The sequence below is a fragment of the Acinetobacter sp. WCHAc060033 genome (assembly GCF_004209125.1).
In the GTDB taxonomy this organism is placed as follows: Bacteria; Pseudomonadota; Gammaproteobacteria; order Pseudomonadales; family Moraxellaceae; genus Acinetobacter; species Acinetobacter wuhouensis.
In genome coordinates this window covers 66,140-84,086 of the sequence record NZ_SGSW01000017.1, presented here as the reverse complement: position 1 = coordinate 84,086, position 17,947 = coordinate 66,140, and the positions used below count along the sequence as shown (strand labels likewise).

The window sequence follows — 17,947 nt, the reverse complement described above, 5'->3', positions numbered from 1 at the left end:
TGATGGGGTGCAACCCCTTTTTCAAGGGTTTTTAATCGTGTGGACATTTTTTCTACCAAATTCATGAAAAAATCGTTTTTTTATCTATTTTTTGAGCATTTTTATAAAAAAATCCCGCCGAAGCGGGATTTTTTGCACTTATTTATTCATGTTATTTGGCTTTGTCGATAAACAACTGGGTACTGTACTGAGTTGTTGCCAGTTTATTGATCTTCTTCTGACCAATCTGTCCTGGAAGTGCCTGTGCGTACTTTAAAAAAGCTTCTGCATAATCTAAACCGACATTGACACGGCGTTCACCTGTAATGGTTTTCAGTGTTGTGTAATAGTCACCACCATTTGCAAGGAAATCAATCGTGATGACTTTATAGGTTTTATTCAGATCCAGATTTTCATATTGCCCTGCATCATTGCGTACTTGAATCTGACTAAGGCGTTGTCCTTTGTTCTGAGTAAAGTCGACATTCCAGCGTAATCCACCTGTATATGGATAACTGCCTGTGTTGTTCTGTGTAATCACACCATCTATTGCATCTTCCAGCGTCGCTTTTACTTCTGCCCCCGTCATATCCAGACGCAATAAGGTATTTTTAAATGGCAGGACATTATAGATTTTACCGACGCTGACATCGCCCAAAGCAACATCTTCACGTACACCGCCACCATTCTGGAAGGAGATATCCGCATTGAAGAATGTCTTGCCCTGCTGTAAGAACGCCTCTGCAATGATTTGTTGGATATCACCGCCATGCTGATCTACATGCGGGTTTTTATTACAAACATCACCTAAAGAGGAACGTCCTACATCACGTTGCGTCCCAGGGACACGGCGTGAACATAAGTTATCAGTTGCTTGTCCTACGATAGTTTGCGCAAAACTCTTTTTCTGATCTTGATACGGTTTTAAAACATCCAGCGTTTTTTGTAATGGCGCAACAACTCTAAATGGAACATTATCCGTCTTAAATTGATTAAGAATGGCTTGCTTCTCTGTTTCTGTTACTACTTTGGCATCTTTAGCGGTTCGTGCAAAATTATTTCCAATTAACACATTCGGTGTGCCACTACAGCTTTCAATGTTGCCATTCTTATCAAACTTCACATTTAACTCACCAACGATATAGCTATATTGCCAAGCTTGAGCCACACAAACCAAATTGCCATCTTTATTCTTCAGCTGCGTTGGATATAGACCTTCTGGTGTCATATTATATTTTTTTAGGCTCTCAGGACCCAATAATGTATGTGAATCACCACCAATAATGACATCAACACCTGTCAATGATTGCGCAAGTTGCTGATCTAGGTCGTAGCCCACATGAGTTTGTAGGATAATATTTTTAATGCCCTGAGCTTTGTATTGATCAATTTCTTTTTGTGCTGTGACGATCTCATCTGCAAATAAAGTATCTGCATTCGGTTGTGATGAGTTCTTGGTTTTCTTCGCCACTGTTAGGCCAATGATAGCAAATTTCACCCCATCTTTTTCGAAGACTTGTGATTTTTGAATACGGTTGGTTTTATATAATGGTGAAGAAGCACCAAAAGTGACATTGGCAGTGAGAATTTTGGTTTTGTTTTTACATGAACCTTGATCAAGGAAATCTATAAATTTTTTCAACCCATCATCTTTGGCATCAAACTCATGGTTTCCTGGTGTAAAGGTGTCAAAACAGATGGTATTCATTGCGTCTGCATCCGCTTTACCATCGCTTAAGTTGTAGTACAGATCCCCTGTAACTGCATCACCTGCATGAATCTTTAAAACATTCTTCTTTTCTGTTGCCAGTTGATTGATCAAGCTCGCAACTCGTGCAAAGCCGCCACTTGTAACAGAGAACTCTTCCTCACCTGTCCCCACATTGGCTTTAAACTTAATACTTTCTTCATCCAAATGTGAATGGTGATCATTAATATGTAGAATATTAAGTTCCAGTGGTTTTCCCTCAGCCTTTACAGCAGTATCATTATCATCATTACACGCTGTCAAAAGTATCGAGAGAACCGACAACACTAAAATATGTTTTTTATTATTAATCAACATGATATTTCCAACGTTCAGTATATATTAGATCTTTATTTTGTCTTTTATTTATTTAATTTTGATGAATAATTAAACACAATGAAAGTATTTTTATTTTCTGAATCATCATTAAAAATGATCATTTCATCAAATTGAGACATTTTCGTTGCTTTCGCCTTATAGACCACCTAGATCTGAAGGCATACACTATTTATTTGCCCGTTTATCCAATCCAATGCCAAAACACTTTCTGCTTCGCTTACTCACCTTATTTTGTGGCTTAAGTTTATTGTCATTTGGTGTTGCGCTTTCGATCCGTTCTAATTTGGGTACTTCTCCAATTTCTTCCGTGCCTTATGTATTCAGCTATATTTTTCCATTAAGCGTCGGCGTACTGACCATTATCCTACATACAATTTTTATTCTGATTCAAATGGCAATTTTAGGTAAACAGTTTCAGATGATTCAGTGGCTGCAACTTGTGGTGGGCATTGTATTTGGTGTGTTTATTGATGTCGCGCTTTGGCTGACGCAGTTTATGGACATTCAACAATACGTTTACCAGATGTCGGTGTCATTGATCAGTTGTGTGATTACAGCGATTGGCGTCATTTTACAGGTTAAAGCTCGTTTAATTTATCTGGCAGGTGAAGGGGTTTATCAGGCTTTTGCGATTCGTTTTCACAAAAATTATGGCACAGTCAAAACCTATGGCGATGTGATTCTTGTGGCTTTTGCAGCGACCAGTTCTTATCTGGTGTTGCATCAACTAATCGGGATTCGGGAAGGGACGATTATTTCTGCTTTTTTAATTGGAACACTGATACGCACGATGATGCCAAAATTCAGTTTTTTAGATTTTAAATAAAGTGTTATACCAATCTGTTAAATTAACTTTATATAAATTAGCCTCTTTTGCTTTTCTACATCAATTGCTTTAAACGTGGTGATGCTATCGTGAGGCGACATGGATGTCGCTGTTGGACAAGGGCGATATGGATATCCCCTTTGTCCAACAAAGGGTTTTTGTCACTTTTGACCCTTCAAAAGTGAGGCATCGACTACGCAAAGCAATTTAAACTTTTCAACATATTTCGAGTCTGTGTAAACCTTTAATTTATATTATCTAACTTTAATCGAGTGGTATTTATTTCTTATATGACTCATCAATAAAAAATCCATGTGAATTTACTGACACTCACATGGATCAAATCCTTAAAAACCATACTCTCAAAACAGTACTTTCAAATCAATCCGCCTGATAAAACGGTTTATCTCCCATCAATGTCGCACGGTTCATCACACGATGCACAGGACGATAATCATCTACAGCATAATGGAACGTACAACGGTTATCCCAGAAAGCCACATCATTGGCTTGCCATGACCAGCGCACCACAAACTCTGGCTTTTGAATATGCTCAAACAACATTTTCAATACTGCATCACTTTCCTTTGCTTCCAGCTCATTAATGCGAGTGGTGAATCCTTCACTGACGAATAATGCTTTGCGTCCAGTCACTGGATGTGTACGGATCACAGGATGGCTGATCGGTGGATGCTTTTTCTTGGCTGCTTCAAGTTTTTCAAACTCAGCAGGATCACTTCCAAAACGGTCTACAGGGAATGAACGTGCAATATCATGCGTTGCGGTTAAGCCACTCAGCATCTCTTGCATCGGTTTAGACAATGCTTCAAAAGCAGCTGTACCACTTGACCATAACGTATCGCCACCCCAAGCAGGCACTTTCTTGGCACTGAGAATTGCACCCATTGCAGGTTCTTCAAGGAAGGTTACATCGGTATGCCAAAGTGCATTGTCACGTAAGTCGTTCAACTCAGTATCCAGCACCATAATTTCAGGTTGTTCTGGAATATTTGGATAAATCGGATGCACATGCAACTGACCAAACTGACGGGCAAATGCCGCGTGTTGTTGCGGTGTCATTTGCTGATTTCTAAAGAAAATCACCTGATATTTCAGTAAAGCCGCTTCAATCGAAGCCTTTTCTTCAGGTGTTAAAGGCTGATTAAAATTAACACCTTCAATTAAAGCACCAATCGTCGGGTTCAATGGGGTCACTTTAAAAGTACTTGAAACAACAGCGTTCATTTCTTCCTCGATCATCTCATGATGTTTGAAAAGATTTAAATAACTTAATCCATCGATGTTCCTTGCTAAAAACTTAAAAATATTTTTAAGTTTTAGACGGAGTCTTACATCAAAGATTTTAATTTCAGGATTAGCCTTCGGCTCGAGGTACTTTTCTTTCGGGAAAAGTACCCAAAACCATTGTCATCCGCAAAACTCGTCAGCTACCGAATATTAATCATTGCATTGCAAAAACAATACGCAACAAAAGTAGTCCTGCCTCAAACAGTTGCGGATGACGTTTTCGCGTATCCAACATAATCTGATTTTAAATATGCTTTTAACACTCAGTTTCCTAGAAACTTTAGCTTGATCAGACTTACAAAGATTGCTTATCCCAAGGCACCAGTTTTCTCTGCAAACGGCGCAAACCAATTTCCAGAATAAAAGCAATCACAGCAATAATTAAGATACCCACGATCACTACATCTGTTGCTAAAAGCTGTGAAGAAGACTGCACCATAAAGCCAAGTCCTTCAGAAGCGCCTACCAGTTCAGCGGCAACCAGTGTAGACCAGCCCACCCCTAAACCAATGCGGATACCCGTTAGAATATTGGGTAACGAGCTCGGCAAGATTACGTGTTTAATAATCTGCATCTGTGTTGCACCCAAAGACTGTGCTGCACGGATTTTAGCTTGATCGACTGAACGCACGCCTGTCGCAGTTGCAATCACAATCGGGGCAAAGATCGCTAAATAGATCAGCAAGACTTTGGATAACTCACCGATACCACACCAGATCACAATCAATGGTAAATAAGCCAAAGGCGGAATCGGACGATAAAATTCGATAATCGGGTCTAATACACCACGGACAATTTTATTGCGTCCAATCGCAATACCCAAAGGAATCGCTGTAATCACCGCAGCGATTAAAGCTGTTCCGATACGTCCCAGACTTGCACCGATATGACTCCATAAGCTGATGCTCATATAACCATTGGCGAGTAAGTCCTGAAAACGATCAATCACCGCAACTGGAGATGGTAAAAATAAAGCATCAATCCAGCCTAAGGTCGTTACCAACCACCACACCGCAATGAGCGCAATAATCGTAATCGTACTGATCAGAGTAATACTGGTTTCACGTGGAACTTTTGTGGAAGCCGACTGAGGTGTTGTACCTTGAGCAACCAATTCAGGATCTAAATGTGCTGTCATGATTACACCTGCTCGACGTGTTGTTTTTGATTATTGAGTTGACCATTTTGAATAAAAACACGATTCAACACATATTCACGCATTTCAATAAATTTTGGATCTGATTTAATGCTGCGTGCAGACTCGCCATTGGCATAACGCTTTGCAAAATCTAGTTCCAGCTTTTCAACAATACGTCCTGGATTTGGCGCAAGAATAATAAGATCTGTTGCAAGGAAAACCGCTTCTTCAATATCATGGGTAATTAAGAATGTCGGTTTAGCTGTGCTTTTCCAAACATCTAATAATAGACACTGCATTTGCTCACGGATAAATGCATCCAAAGCACCAAAAGGCTCATCCATTAACAATATTTTAGGATCAGAAGCCAAAGCACGTGCCAAACCAACACGTTGACGTTGCCCACCTGAAAGTTCCCAGATGTGACGCTGACCAAAACCGTCTAAATTGACCAGACTTAATAATTCCTGTGCTTTACTCAGTCTTGTTTTTCGATCTATACCTGCCAGTTCTAAACCAAAAGCAATATTGTCCTGTACATTTTGCCACGGCAATAACACATCATCCTGAAACACCACACCACGGTCACGACTTGGTGCAAGCACTTCCTCACCATCCAGTTTAATCGAACCGAGTTGTGGATGAGTAAAGCCTGCGATCAGGTTTAATAATGTCGTCTTACCACTGCCTGAAGCGCCCAAAGCCACCATTAACTGCTCAGAACCCAACTGGAAAGACACATCCTGAAGTACAGGGTGTTGAGCGCCAGCATACTGCGCTTGTACATGTTCTACCGTCAATACAGCCATGATGAACCCTTCCGATCTTATTTAGACCCGCTGATATAGCGTGTCGTAATAAATTGTTGATAATCTGGAGATACTTTTTTGACCAGACCTTGCGCTTTTAGAAAATTCACTGAATTGGCAATATTTTGAATGGTACGCCCACCTAGATACTGCTGACTCAGTTGCACCTGGCGATTTGGATATTCCGCACCTGCTAGTAAAGTTGGTACATCCTGCGCATCTACACCTATAATTTTGGCAATCTTTTGTACCGCTGGAGAATCTGCCGTCCACTGTTTCTTATTGCGGTTATAACTATCGTAATAATTCAAAGTTACCGTAGAAAATTTACTTAAAACTTCAGGATGCTTTTTGGCAAAATCTTTACGTGCCACCCAGACTTCAAACGTTGGAGAACCCCATTGTCCCACCTGCCCTGCGTCAGTCATGACCTTGCCAGTTTTTTGAATATTGGCGAGTGCAGGAGACCATACAAAGGCTGCATCAATATCACCACGACGCCATGCCGCATTGATTTCCGCAGGTTTTAAATTCAATAAACGAATCTGATTGGTTTTGATATTCCAGTGTTTCAAAGCACCCAATAAACTGTAATGCGCTGTAGAGGCGAATGGTGTTGCGATTTTTTTACCAATCAAATCTTTTGGGCTATGAATCCCTGAACCATTGCGTACCACCAGTGCTTCTGCACTTTTCAAATCAGTTGAAATCAAGAACACTTCAATCGGTAGATTGTTTGCAACCGCAGCACCCAAAGGACTTGAACCGATCAACGCAATATCCACAGAACCTGAAGCCAAAGCGGTCAACACCTCTGCCCCACTGTTAAATAACCGCCAGTCCAGCTTTTGCCCAATCGCTTTGTCATAGACACCATCTGCCTGCGCCACTTTGGCAGGCTCGATATTGGTCTGATAACCAATGACAATAGGACGTGCATTTGTCAGCCCACTCATGCCCAGTAAGACAGTGAATGAACTCAACAAAATCAATTGCTGAAGTTTCATGAGCGATTATAAAATATGCTGAGAGAAAGGATTAAAATTCATGTTAATGGTAAGGTTTTCGTATATTAATAAAAAATATGTTTTTCAGATTTGCTTATCTTTTTAATTCATTAACTGATTCATAAATCCAAAAAATCTCATTAACCACATCAAGATTAGAAACAAATTAATGGATTTTCCCTCACAGCAATCATGTGATTAAAGTCACACTTAAACAAAGCTTAATTATCAAAATCACATTATCCAAAATTTTCAATGGTTTACTCGTCGGAAATAGAGTAATAACTCTATTTTTATACATCTAAAATTACTATATTTAATCTGAAAAAATGCTTCTTAAATATAAGGATTTAGAATGAGAAAAGGATTTCTTACATTTACAGCCATTTCTTTATTGGGATTTTCAAATATTGCACTAGCAAAACAAGATGTTTGCGTTTTTGATTTACTGGGTAAGGCGGGTGAATCATATAAAATGATGGAAGAGTGGGCATTGGCGGCTAAAGCATGGAGCACCGACGTTCAACTCATCGCTTACCAAAATGAAGAACTAGCAGAAAAAGATTTTAAAAATGGTAAATGCGATGCCGTCTATTTAACTGCGATGCGTTCACGTCAGTTTAATAAATTTGCGGGGTCTATTGATGCTTTAGGTGGCGTGCCAAGCAATGCTATTGCCTTAAAAGCCATTAATTTCGTCCTTGATAAAAGAAATGTGAGACGTCTGAAATCCACAGTGGATGGCGTTGAATATGAAGTGGGTGGTATTGGTCAAATTGGGCCAGCTTATATATTCGTACGTGACCGAAAAATTAATACAATTGAAAAAGCCACGGGTAAAACCTTTGCTGTGTTGTCCTATGACAAAGCGCAAATTGCCGCAGTAAAACGAGTTGGTGCAACACCAGTTTTATCTGATATTTCTGATTTCGTGCTTAAATTTAACCAAGGTAAAGTGGATATGGTCGGTGCACCCGCCTATGCGTTTAAACCTTTAGAAATATCGAAAGGCTTAGGCAATACTGGAGCAATGTTTAATTTTCCAGTACTCAATGTCACAGCAGATCTCATTTTTAATACCACCAAGTTTTCGCCAGGTTTTGGCAACCTATCCAGAGATTGGTTCTTAAAACAAATGCCGAAACAATTTGCGATGGTTAAAAAACTCGAAGAAACCATTCCAAATAGTTATCGTATGAATCTGAGCAAAGAAGACAAAGAACGCTATCAAAAATTACTGCGTGATACTCGTTTAGAACTCACTCAACAAGGGGTTTATGATCCAACCATGATGTCGGTACTCAAACGTGCGCGCTGTACTGTGGATCGAACCAACTTTGAATGTTCTTTATCTGGTGAATAGGTACGATTCAATCTCATAAAAACCAGACAGTGGAGGCATCCTAAAACTGTCTGGTTTTTTATCTACTATAAAATGATTTTACTGTGCAGAAGGTTGTTGCTCTAAACCAGTATCATCTGTTGCTTGTGGTGCTTGAGATTGTTGAATATTGGCATCACCTTCAACCGCTGTACCTTGTTGAGTTGGATCCACTGTAGAAGTTTGAGCAGACTGTTGTTGATCTACAGATGTCGGAGCCGTTTGTGTTGTTTCAGGTGCTTTTGTTGTTTCACTTGAAGTACACGCTGTACTCATCACAGCAACACCTGCCAAAAGCATAAAAATTAAACCTGACTTTTTCATCATTAATTCCTTTATCACTCTTAAATTTAAACTTAGTAAAAACGACAACTCAAGACGATGTTGTCGTGCTGACTATCATTACTATTTTTTTTGTGAACTTGGTTGATGCTTGGTAAGAATTTTAGAGCTTTGCCGTATAAGCTCTGCAAAAGTTTGTTAAATTTAAAAATAAGATCAATTTCATGAAAATTATGATTAATCATCTGTTTTCCATCAATAAATCATCATATTCAACATCAAATTTGATGTGATGCATTTTAATTTTTTTATAAAAGTCTTACACGCTTTACATCATTAAACATTTTGTTGTGGCAAAAAAAAGCTTATCCAAGAGGGTTGGATAAGCATAGAAAACACATTCTAAAATAAATGTGATAATAAAAAAGAAACTACAACGATAGAATCTGAGATGGATAATAATTAAAGATTTGGGTTAATACAAAGCTTTTTTATCAATGGTTTAATCGATTTTTACGATACATATAGATGTTTAAATGTTTAGATAAATTTTAACATTTGATAAATTTGCTTATTTTGGGATTTATCTGATTTATGAACATTCAATTTTTAGCTAAAAAATGATTAAACTTTTTTGTATACGAGTGCATCTATTTCCAATATTTCCGCCTCATTCAGTGTAAATCTGCTGTTTTTGATGAAAACCCATTAAATTAAAACGAAAATCCTTGAATTTTAGCGACTCGCCCACATTTCATATTCATTGACAAATTAAACACTCATGGCAGTTCAGCAATGAACACAGTGTAAACTGCTACCGATAAGGACTGTACATGTTTAAGAACCCTTTTAAACGGAGTAAATCAATGGCAACTGAGCAAAATCAAGAAGCCCAAGATCTTCAAAACGAGCAAGCTGTAGAACAACAATCAGCGCAAACTCAAGCTGAAAATGAACAGGCTGAAGTGACTGTTGATTCTTTACAAGAACAAATTGCTCAACTTGAAGGTGACTTAAAACTCGAAAAAGCACGTACTGCAAATGCAGTCTATGAGGCTCAAAAAAGCGTTGAACGTATTCAACGTGAAGCTGAAAAGCATAAAGATACAGTGCTTGAAAAGTTTGCCAAAGAGTTACTGACTTCTGTAGATAACTTAGAACGTGCAATTCAAGCAGGTGGCGAAGAAGAAACTCCTGTACTTGAAGGCGTAAAACTGACTTTAAAATCATTACTTACGACTTTAGAGAAGTTCGGCATTGTAGAAGTAGATACGATCAATGGTTTCAATGCTGACTTGCATCAAGCAGTGGGTATCGACCCAAATGCCAAAGCCAATGAAATCGGCACAGTTTTACAAAAAGGTTATGCCCTAAATGGTCGTCTGCTCCGCCCTGCAATGGTCATGGTCGGTGCATAAACCCAATAAATGAGAGAGTTTTTTAGAAATTTTATCAAAAATGACTTGAAATATTTTGAATGGCTCTCATATCGGATTACAAGAAAATCACTTTTAATTTCTCATTATCAAAGCGAGAGATTAAAGGATTCAAAAGAATTTAGAGGAACATATTAATGGCTAAAATTATCGGTATTGACTTAGGTACAACTAACTCATGTGTTGCGGTACTTGAAGGCGATAAAGTTAAAGTAATTGAAAATGCTGAAGGCGCACGTACAACTCCATCGATTGTTGCGTACAAAGATGGCGAAACTTTGGTTGGTCAATCTGCAAAACGTCAAGCAGTAACCAACCCTAAAAATACCTTGTATGCAATCAAACGTTTGATCGGTCGTAAGTACCAAGACCAAGCAGTGCAAAAAGACATCGGTATTGCACCATTCAAAATCGTGAAAGCGGACAATGGCGATGCTTGGGTTGAAGTAAACGATAAAAAACTAGCACCACAACAAGTTTCAGCTGAAATCTTGAAAAAGATGAAAAAAACTGCTGAAGACTACCTTGGTGAAACAGTAACAGAAGCGGTAATTACTGTTCCTGCGTACTTCAACGATGCGCAACGTCAAGCAACTAAAGATGCAGGTAAAATTGCAGGTTTAGATGTTAAACGTATCATCAACGAACCAACTGCTGCTGCGCTTGCGTTCGGTATGGACAAGAAAGAAGGCGACCGTAAAGTTGCTGTATATGACCTTGGTGGTGGTACTTTTGACGTATCAATTATTGAAATTGCTGACTTAGATGGCGACCAACAAATCGAAGTATTGTCTACAAATGGTGATACATTCCTTGGTGGTGAAGACTTTGATAATGCATTGATCGACTATTTAGTTGAAGAGTTCAAAAAAGAACAAAACTTCAACTTGAAACAAGATCCTCTTGCACTTCAACGTTTAAAAGAAGCAGCTGAAAAAGCGAAAATTGAGCTTTCTTCATCTAATTCAACTGAAATTAACCTTCCATACATCACGGCTGATGCAACTGGTCCTAAACACTTAGTGATCAATGTAACACGTGCAAAACTTGAAGGTTTGGTTGCTGACTTAGTTGCTCGTACCATTGAGCCTTGTAAAATTGCGCTTAAAGATGCTGGTCTTTCGACTTCTGACATCTCTGACGTGATCTTGGTTGGTGGTCAGTCACGTATGCCAATGGTTCAACAAAAAGTTCAGGAGTTCTTCGGTAAAGAACCTCGTAAAGACGTAAACCCTGATGAAGCAGTGGCAATTGGTGCTGCGATTCAAGGTGCGGTACTTTCAGGTGACAAAACTGACGTACTTTTACTTGACGTGACTCCGTTGACTCTTGGTATTGAAACTATGGGTGGCGTGTTAACTGCAATCATCGAGAAAAACACCACGATTCCTGCGAAGAAATCTCAAGTGTTCTCAACTGCTGCGGACAACCAACCTGCTGTAGACATTTCAGTTTACCAAGGTGAACGTAAAATGGCTCAACAAAACAAATTGTTGGGTAACTTCCAATTAGGCGACATCCCACCTGCTCCACGTGGTGTGCCACAAATTGAAGTATCGTTCGACATCAACGCTGATGGTATCTTGAAAGTATCTGCAAAAGATAAGAGCACTGGTAAAGAGCAATCAATTCAAATTAAAGCAAACTCTGGTTTGAGCGATGCTGAAATTGAAGCGATGATCAAAGATGCTGAAGCGAATGCTGAAGAAGATCGTAAGTTCGAAGAACTTGCTAAAGCACGTAACGAAGCTGATGCTCTCGTTTCTTCTGCTCAAAAAGCGGTTAAAGATTTGGGCGAGCAAGTCACTGCTGATGAAAAATCTGCAATCGATGCTGCGGTAGCTGAGTTAGAAACTGCTGCGAAAGAGAATGATGTAGATGATATTAAAGCGAAAACTGAAGCGCTTCAAAACATCATCATGCCGATTACTCAACGTGCGTATGAAGCTGCTCAAGGTCAAGGCGGAGCTCAAGGTTTCGATCCTAACCAATTCGGTGGTGACGCTGGTCAACAACAGCAAAAAGCGGACGATGGCGTTGTAGATGCTGAGTTCACTGAAGTGAAAGATGACAAAAAATAATTCGTTATTGAATGTCTAAAGAAAACCGCTCAAGAGATTGAGCGGTTTTTTATTGCTTTCTACTTGAATAAATTAAATTTGGAGTTGCTTTTGTTAATCTCTGATATTGCTAAAAAAACTGGGTTATCCATCCATACGCTAAGGTATTACGAGCAGATTGGATTACTCAAAAATATTCATCGTAATCAAGCAGGTCGACGTGTTTATACCCAACTGGACTTGGACTGGTTAGAATGGATTAAGCGTTTAAAATCTACAGGTATGCCTTTAGAATAGATGCAAGAATTTGCCCAATTTCGTCTCGAAGGCAATCAAACCTTGAAACAAAGGCAATTATTACTTATGCAACATTCGCAAAAATTAAAACAGGAAATTCAACGATTAAATCAAGAACTCGACATCGTCGATTATAAAATCGAATTTTATGCAGAAAAAATGCTTGAGCTAGAGTGAACTCTAGCAGTTAGCATCTATGATTCACCATATGAATGAGAAAGAAATGATGCTGACTACAGGCTTTTATGTCACTGCTGAATTAAAAATTAAAGATCCCAATAAAATTTTAGAGACCCGTAATGCCTTAAGTGCATTATGTAAAATCACTTTAGAACAGGAATCAGGCTGTACCCTATTTCAACTCCATCAATGCCAAAATGATGCTACTCGTTTACTGCTTTGGGAACGCTTCGACTCAGAAGATGCCTACAATACCCATTTTCAACAATCCCATACCAAAGCATATCTTGCACAGGATTTGACTGAGGTCATGCAGCATTTTATCAGTGACATTGTTCTTTAAAGTTTAGATTCATCAGAAGATGAACTGAATCCTCTAAGCTGTAGCAAACTTAGAGAATTTAGTTCAGAGTTTTTTATAGACGAAACTAAAACTATCTTTATAATCAAAATAAAAACAGGCTTAGAAAATGAAAAACACCCCTGCCGTTTCCCCGACTGTATATTACAGCCTGATCATTGCCCAATTTATTTTGCCTATCATTGCAGCATGCATTGATATATTTAATGTTGAACCTGAATTAGAACTTCTCGATAAAACCCTATATCTAGAACCACAATCGTGGGAACTCACTGTGATGGGCATTGCAGGAATAATTATACTCACCATTACTATTGGGTTACTCCTGAAAAAAGAATGGGCAAGAAAAGCCTATCTCTATACATTCTTCCCCACTTTTCTACTCTATTTTATGCCCTATATGCATTGGATTTATATGAGTAGTTTTGCTGCGATTTTTAATGATCTGGCTTTTGTGAGTGCTGGAATTTTGTTAATGATATTAGTCACACCTTCGCTCTATCAACCCATTTTCCAAGAATAAAACATGATTAAAGTTATATTTCTGACCATTGCACTGTTTGTTTTTTTTGAGCTGACTTGCCATGGCTTTGCTCTGTTTGCTGCTAGGATTACCTATAACAGCACCATGAAAAAAGCGGGGACAAGCATTTCACAGACGTATTTAAAGCATACTTTTTATCGGCTGATGTTGATCCTCAGTACCGTAATGATGAATCATCTATATATCGAACTTGTGCTGATTGAAACAGATCAATCGGTACGTTTCGCATGGAGTTTCCTGTTTATTATTTGCATCGTCAGCACTGTTCTGTGGCTCAATGCTCTGGTGGTGCGTTCTGTGTTGCGAGAACAGAACCATCAACAGTCTGTTAGTGCTGTTTTTAAACATAAAATCAGCTATATCATGTGGCATTTCAGAGATTTTTACGACATCTGCCATACACAAAGTTATCTGAAAAAATCCAAATGGATAAATCGAATCCTCAGTGTGCTTGCATTTATTTTGCTGTTTATGGATCTACAATTACTATTCAATATTGCGCATTCATAACATATTTTTACATGCCCAAAGCACCTTCAAGATGCACACCTGTCGTATGACCTAAGACAGTAAACAATCCTATATTGAATAAAAATAGTCCGATAAAAACAGCGGGAATTATCAATAATCGTTGCCGTTTATTCAGGCTTTTGCGTAGTTGAATTCGATATTCTGATGCTGGTGCTTTAGGAATCGTCACCACACGCTCAATCGTATTGCTGATCGCTTGATCGAGTTTGCCTAATGAAGAGCCTGCATGAACTTCAAACACATAATTTCCTGCATCCAACTCACAAAAGTAAACCATTCGCGATGCGCGAGTAAAACTCGTTTTTGTGGCATTGCCATAACTACGGGAAAGTTTTACAGGCTGATGGTGATCGGTGTTTATAATCTGAGGTGTGCTGAATGCCATGGGCGATTTTTTCAACATTGGTCCCTCTTCCCAAATGGCAAAACCACCCTTTTCGGTCACACGAAATGTTTTAAACTGCTCATTCAAGGGTAAATCGACCACGATACGAGTACGGAACATGATGTACAGACATTTAAACACATAGCTCCAACACCCTAAACCTGCGATGAGCATCAACACACCTAAAATTACATATATATTCATCTTTGTTATCTTCTAAATCTTTTGTTTAAGCTTAAAAGCGAATGCTCTACACGTCTGTTAAATTCTGCAATCTGCATTTTATAAAGACTGCCACAACAAGGGTTAAAACAACCATCATGTATGATCAATCTGTTTGAGTACTTGTCATTCTGATAATTTCAGATAGATTATTCAGAACAAAAAATATTTATATACAGATCATGCGTCTTTGGATTTTACTCGGTTTAATCATTTTTACGGCATATTTTGCGATACAACGCATGATGTATCCGCAACTCAATCATAATTCTGTGATGGATCGTATTTCTCACCCTTTGGACACGCGTCTACGCTATCGTATCGGTGAGATTGATCCACGCTTTAACCTGAGCCAATCACAAGTGCAAGACTTGGCACAACAAGCGGCTGAAATTTGGCATATTGGTACACTGAAAAGCCTATTCGTCTATGATCCGAATGCCAAACTGACCATTAATTTAATCTACGATGAACGTCAGGCTGAGTCGAATGCACGTTCGCAAGAAATGAAAATATTAGAAAATACCCAACAATATACGCACAGCGAAAAACAAAAAATTCAACAAATCCACGCAGAACTGGATTTAGCAAATCGTGAGTTAGAACTACAGAAAACAAATTATCAAACAAAAATTAACCAATATAATCAGTTAATCAATAGCATTAACCAGACCCGACAAAATATCGATTCATCAACAAAATACCAACTGGATCAGCAAAAAAACCAACTCATCATTGAACAAACTCAACTGAAACAACAACTGGATAATTACAATCAAAAGGTCTATGAATTAAATCAGCAAGTTGAGCAATTCAACTCTGTTAATCAACAATTTAATCAATCTGTGGATCATTTCAATCACCGCTTTCAACCACGTCAGTTTGATAAAGGTGTTTTTGATGGACGCAGTATCAATATTTATGAATTTGAATCGAATGATGATTTACGTGTCACCATTGCCCATGAGCTCGGGCATGCACTTGGACTGTTACACAATGATGATCCTAAAGCACTGATGTACCCGATGATGAAAGAACAAGATTTGCAAAACTTTAAATTAACCGCAGCAGATTTAGCGATGTTAAACTCTAGATGAATATTCTTTTTTCAACAGTAATGCTGATATTTTAAAACCTTATTGTTTTTATGTATTTAATTGGCAATAAGGTCGGCTTTATTTAAAAATCATGCTATTGTGCTTCATCTAAGCTAAGTAATGGGGAGATTCCAATGAGCTATTATCATATTATTCTTGAAGTAAATGATCATATCAGCACGATTGAACAAACTCGTGATATTGAAATCTTTGATATTACTGAACTTCAGCCTTATCTTTATGCCATTTTGTTGCCTTATTTTAATGAGCAACAAATTGAACTTGAAGAAGAAAATATCGAGTTCTCTGATATTTTACACATTGAAATTAAGCAGACTTTATTGCCGATTCAACACCTGATTGAAGAAGAACAAAAACAACTTCCGAGTGATACGGATGTGACCATCACGGCTTATGAAATTTTTAATAATCGTGACCATACTCAAGATGTGACTGCGGTGATTTTTGATTTACTTGAAGCTGTAAAAATTGATCAAGCGGATATTGAATAATTCTATGATTTAAATCAACAAAGGTCTGCAATTGCAGACCTTTTGTTTTGTTAGCGATAATTTATTGCATCATACTTTTAGCCGCTTCATTTCTGAATGCATTTAAAATTTGTTGCCCTGCCCGACCTGTTGGATTTAAGCCCAACTTGGTTTGCTCTTGTTGGATTGCCTGACGCGTTTTATCACCAATCAAACCATCAGCCTCACCAATGTCATAGCCTTTTTTCAATAAATAATTTTGAATTTCACGACGTTCAGCGCGAGATGTTCCCGCATCTGCTGTTGGCCATGCTGTTTGAAAACCACCTTTACCCTGTAAACGATCAGATAAATGAGCAATTGCCAAAGCATAACTTTCAGCAGCATTGTACGAATAAATCGCATCAAAGTTTTTAAACACTAAGAAAGCTGGGCCATTCGCCCCTGCTGGCATCATTAAACCTGCTTGTGAACTTTCAGATAAATTACCTTGAATGATTGGCGTACCATCCACACGGGTAAAACCACGATTTACCCAAGAACTTAAAGATTTTTTATTACGACGACTTTCGCCACCCACTGAAGCACCATCAGGGATTTTAACTTCAAAGCCCCACGGCATACCTGTTTGCCAACCACGCTTTTTGAGGAAATTTGCTGTTGAAGCCAAAGCATCTGAAGTACTTGAAACCAAGTCACGGCGACCATCACCATCAAAATCGACTGCTAATTCTTCATAAGTCGATGGCATAAATTGGGTATGACCAAACGCCCCTGCCCACGATCCTTTTAACTGCTCTTTACGCAAATCACCACGTTGCAAAATGCGCATGGTTGCAAAAAACTCGCCTCTAAAATAGCTTTGACGACGACCCTCGCAACTCAATGTACCCAGAGCTTGGAGCAATGGATATTTACCAGAAATATCACCAAAATTACTTTCCACGCCCCACACAGCGACCACAGTTTCAGCAGGTACACCATAAGCAGCTGCGACACGGTTGAGCACATCACGATGTTGCGCTAACATTTGACGCCCTTTTTCTACACGCTCCTCATCGACCAACCCTGAGAGATAATCCCAGATTGGGGTAGAAAATTCAGGCTGATAGTCGAGTTTGCTAATGACTGAATAATCAGGTGTTAAATTTCGCGTATAACGATCATAGGTTGAACCACTCACACCTGAAGAAATAGCCTGTGAGCGTAAGTTTGCAATACAGTTTTGAAAATTTGAATTCGGTGAATAATTTTGAATACTTTGGCTCTGAATAGGCTGATTTGTTGTCGTCGTTGTTCCAGAAGAAATCTGACCATTAATAATTAACTCAGCATTGGCATGAGTCACTGCCAATAAAGCCGATCCACAAAATAATGATAAATAACGCATAATATCCACAAATTGGTTTTAAATTTAAATTATGTAAATACCATAACAGCCTGTGAATAAAATGACAGTTGTAAATCGTAAAATTTAAATTCATTTGTACATTTTGAATTCATAATTTATAAAAAGAAGTTTTTGAA

The 17,947-nt window shown here is 38.5% G+C and carries 19 protein-coding genes; 11 read left to right on the top strand and 8 right to left on the bottom strand.

The features are described 5' to 3' along the window. Positions 1-151: 151 nt before the first annotated feature. Positions 152-2,044, bottom strand: a complete 1,893-nt coding sequence (locus EXE10_RS09685; RefSeq protein ID WP_130113217.1) for a 5'-nucleotidase C-terminal domain-containing protein — start codon at positions 2,042-2,044, stop codon at positions 152-154. 145 nt (positions 2,045-2,189) lie between these two features. Between EXE10_RS09685 and EXE10_RS09680 the strand changes: the two genes are divergently transcribed. After that, complete coding sequence (locus EXE10_RS09680; protein ID WP_130113216.1) at positions 2,190-2,891, top strand: YczE/YyaS/YitT family protein; 702 nt, start codon at positions 2,190-2,192, stop codon at positions 2,889-2,891. A 381-nt stretch (positions 2,892-3,272) separates the two neighbouring features. On the opposite strand, the gene tauD is transcribed toward EXE10_RS09680, so the two are convergent. The 4 genes from tauD to tauA all read right to left on the bottom strand — a co-directional run bounded on the left by tauD (position 3,273) and on the right by tauA (position 7,153). Then, positions 3,273-4,136 (bottom strand): taurine dioxygenase, encoded by an 864-nt coding sequence (gene tauD, locus EXE10_RS09675; protein ID WP_130113215.1) that lies wholly within the window; start codon positions 4,134-4,136, stop codon positions 3,273-3,275. Positions 4,137-4,494: 358 nt separating this feature from the next. Continuing rightward, entirely contained in the window at positions 4,495-5,337 is an 843-nt protein-coding gene (gene tauC, locus EXE10_RS09670) for a taurine ABC transporter permease TauC (RefSeq protein ID WP_130113214.1), read from the bottom strand. A gap of 2 nt (positions 5,338-5,339) precedes the next feature. Then, on the bottom strand, positions 5,340-6,146 hold the full coding sequence (gene tauB, locus EXE10_RS09665) for a taurine ABC transporter ATP-binding subunit (RefSeq protein WP_130113213.1): 807 nt from the start codon (positions 6,144-6,146) through the stop codon (positions 5,340-5,342). A 17-nt stretch (positions 6,147-6,163) separates the two neighbouring features. Continuing rightward, on the bottom strand, positions 6,164-7,153 hold the full coding sequence (gene tauA, locus EXE10_RS09660; RefSeq protein WP_130113212.1) for a taurine ABC transporter substrate-binding protein: 990 nt from the start codon (positions 7,151-7,153) through the stop codon (positions 6,164-6,166). A 355-nt stretch (positions 7,154-7,508) separates the two neighbouring features. Here tauA and EXE10_RS09655 point away from each other — a divergent pair, with 355 nt between their 5' ends. Next, a complete protein-coding gene (locus tag EXE10_RS09655; protein ID WP_087553601.1) occupies positions 7,509-8,516 on the top strand; it encodes a putative solute-binding protein in 1,008 nt (335 codons plus the stop codon). Positions 8,517-8,594: 78 nt separating this feature from the next. Here EXE10_RS09655 and EXE10_RS09650 read toward each other — a convergent pair whose 3' ends face one another. Continuing rightward, positions 8,595-8,858 carry a hypothetical protein gene (locus tag EXE10_RS09650; RefSeq protein ID WP_130113211.1) on the bottom strand — a complete coding sequence of 88 codons (264 nt, stop codon included), beginning with the start codon at positions 8,856-8,858 and terminating at the stop codon, positions 8,595-8,597. Between the two features lie 824 nt (positions 8,859-9,682). On the opposite strand from EXE10_RS09650, the gene grpE reads away from it, so the two are divergent. The 7 genes from grpE to EXE10_RS09620 all read left to right on the top strand — a co-directional run bounded on the left by grpE (position 9,683) and on the right by EXE10_RS09620 (position 14,204). Beyond that, positions 9,683-10,234 carry a nucleotide exchange factor GrpE gene (grpE, locus tag EXE10_RS09645; protein ID WP_068974197.1) on the top strand — a complete coding sequence of 184 codons (552 nt, stop codon included), beginning with the start codon at positions 9,683-9,685 and terminating at the stop codon, positions 10,232-10,234. Positions 10,235-10,389: 155 nt separating this feature from the next. Further along, a complete protein-coding gene (dnaK, locus tag EXE10_RS09640; RefSeq protein WP_068974196.1) occupies positions 10,390-12,333 on the top strand; it encodes a molecular chaperone DnaK in 1,944 nt (647 codons plus the stop codon). A 90-nt stretch (positions 12,334-12,423) separates the two neighbouring features. Further along, positions 12,424-12,609 carry a MerR family transcriptional regulator gene (locus EXE10_RS21890; RefSeq protein WP_228256810.1) on the top strand — a complete coding sequence of 62 codons (186 nt, stop codon included), beginning with the start codon at positions 12,424-12,426 and terminating at the stop codon, positions 12,607-12,609. After that, a complete protein-coding gene (locus tag EXE10_RS21885) occupies positions 12,610-12,786 on the top strand; it encodes a hypothetical protein (RefSeq protein ID WP_228256809.1) in 177 nt (58 codons plus the stop codon). Between the two features lie 31 nt (positions 12,787-12,817). Continuing rightward, entirely contained in the window at positions 12,818-13,132 is a 315-nt protein-coding gene (locus EXE10_RS09630) for a putative quinol monooxygenase (RefSeq protein WP_227542639.1), read from the top strand. Positions 13,133-13,259: 127 nt separating this feature from the next. Next, a complete protein-coding gene (locus tag EXE10_RS09625; protein WP_130113210.1) occupies positions 13,260-13,673 on the top strand; it encodes a hypothetical protein in 414 nt (137 codons plus the stop codon). 3 nt (positions 13,674-13,676) lie between these two features. After that, positions 13,677-14,204 (top strand): hypothetical protein, encoded by a 528-nt coding sequence (locus tag EXE10_RS09620; protein ID WP_130113209.1) that lies wholly within the window; start codon positions 13,677-13,679, stop codon positions 14,202-14,204. Positions 14,205-14,211: 7 nt separating this feature from the next. Here EXE10_RS09620 and EXE10_RS09615 read toward each other — a convergent pair whose 3' ends face one another. Continuing rightward, positions 14,212-14,814 carry a hypothetical protein gene (locus EXE10_RS09615; protein ID WP_130113208.1) on the bottom strand — a complete coding sequence of 201 codons (603 nt, stop codon included), beginning with the start codon at positions 14,812-14,814 and terminating at the stop codon, positions 14,212-14,214. A gap of 200 nt (positions 14,815-15,014) precedes the next feature. On the opposite strand from EXE10_RS09615, the gene EXE10_RS09610 reads away from it, so the two are divergent. Continuing rightward, the gene (locus tag EXE10_RS09610) at positions 15,015-15,929 is read left to right on the top strand and encodes a matrixin family metalloprotease (protein ID WP_130113207.1); all 915 of its coding nucleotides are present in this window, start codon (positions 15,015-15,017) and stop codon (positions 15,927-15,929) included. A gap of 134 nt (positions 15,930-16,063) precedes the next feature. After that, complete coding sequence (locus EXE10_RS09605) at positions 16,064-16,441, top strand: hypothetical protein (protein ID WP_068974190.1); 378 nt, start codon at positions 16,064-16,066, stop codon at positions 16,439-16,441. Between the two features lie 61 nt (positions 16,442-16,502). On the opposite strand, the gene EXE10_RS09600 is transcribed toward EXE10_RS09605, so the two are convergent. Further along, on the bottom strand, positions 16,503-17,810 hold the full coding sequence (locus EXE10_RS09600; RefSeq protein WP_130113206.1) for a lytic murein transglycosylase: 1,308 nt from the start codon (positions 17,808-17,810) through the stop codon (positions 16,503-16,505). Between the last annotated feature and the right edge of the window lie 137 nt (positions 17,811-17,947).